At 65.4% G+C, this 1,039-nt stretch carries 1 protein-coding gene and 1 pseudogene; both read left to right on the top strand.

Annotated elements, in window-relative coordinates; all coding sequences use genetic code 11:
• Nucleotides 1-247: pseudogene (locus tag EOA29_RS37635) on the top strand (cytochrome c oxidase subunit I); the annotation flags it as partial.
• On the top strand, nt 244-948 hold the full coding sequence (locus EOA29_RS37630) for a cytochrome c oxidase subunit 3 (RefSeq protein WP_127222472.1): 705 nt from the start codon (nt 244-246) through the stop codon (nt 946-948). The pseudogene EOA29_RS37635 and the gene EOA29_RS37630, both read left to right, overlap by 4 nt.
• The last annotated feature ends 91 nt before the right edge of the window (nt 949-1,039 follow it).

Raw genomic sequence — 1,039 nt, 5'->3', positions numbered from 1 at the left:
GGTGTTCCTGTTCAACCTGATCTGGAGCATCCGCCATGGCCGCGAGGCCGGCGGCAACCCTTGGCGGGCAACGACGCTCGAGTGGCAGACGCCTGAGACGCCGCCTGCGCACGGCAATTTCGGCAAGGAACTGCCGATCGTCTATCGCTGGGCCTACGACTACAGCGTGCCAGGAGCCAAGGAGGACTTCATCCCGCAGAACGTGCCGGGCTCCTTCGGCCTCGGCCCCTCCAGGGAGCCGGCATGAGCGTTATCGTTGTCTTTTTGCTGGTAATCGCCGGCTTTGCCGGCTGGTGGCTTTCGCACCAGGGGCTGACGGCGAAGCCATGGCTCGAGCAAGGCATGGCCGGGGATTTCGTCGACCTCGACCGGTCGCCCCTGCCCACCGCCAAGATCGGCCTCGGCGTCTTCCTCGCCGTCGTCGGCTGCCTGTTCTCGCTGTTCACCAGCGCCTATTTCATGCGCATGGGCCTGTCGGACTGGCGGCCGCTGCCGCTGCCGCGCCTGCTGTGGCTGAACACCGGCGTGCTGGTGCTGAGCAGCGTCGCGCTGCATTGCGCCGTGGTCGCCGCGCGCAAGGGCCAGATCGACAATGTCCGGCTCGGCCTTGCCACGGCCGGTTTCACTTCTTTCGCCTTCCTGATCGGACAGTTAATGGCGTGGCGGCAATTGACCGAGGACGGCTACCTGCTGGCTGCCAACCCGGCCAACAGCTTCTTCTATCTGATCACCGGAATGCATGGTCTGCACATACTGGGCGGCCTGATCGGTCTCGGCAGGACCAGCGTCGGCGCCTGGAACGGCGCGCGGCCTGAGCGGCTGCGCCTCGGCGTCGAACTCTGCGCCATGTACTGGCATTTCTTGCTTTTCGTCTGGCTCTGCATCTTCGCCCTTCTGGCCGGCTGGGCCGCCACATTCATCGACATTTGCCGTGGGCTGCTGACCTGAGGAGGCAGGGTATGTCCGAGACGACTCTGACGCATAGCGGCCAAACGGCCCCAAGGCCGGCCGGCTTGAAAGGCATTGCCGCCGACTGGGC

It is taken from the genome of Mesorhizobium sp. M1E.F.Ca.ET.063.01.1.1, from assembly GCF_003998155.1.
In the GTDB taxonomy this organism is placed as follows: Bacteria; Pseudomonadota; Alphaproteobacteria; order Rhizobiales; family Rhizobiaceae; genus Mesorhizobium.
This window is presented reverse-complemented; position numbering and strand designations above follow the sequence as displayed.

Excerpts from the sequence above, each read along its gene's own strand:
- EOA29_RS37630 (WP_127222472.1), top strand. The coding sequence starts at position 244 with ATGAGCGTTATCGTTGTCTTTTTGCTGGTAATCGCCGGCTTTGCCGGC.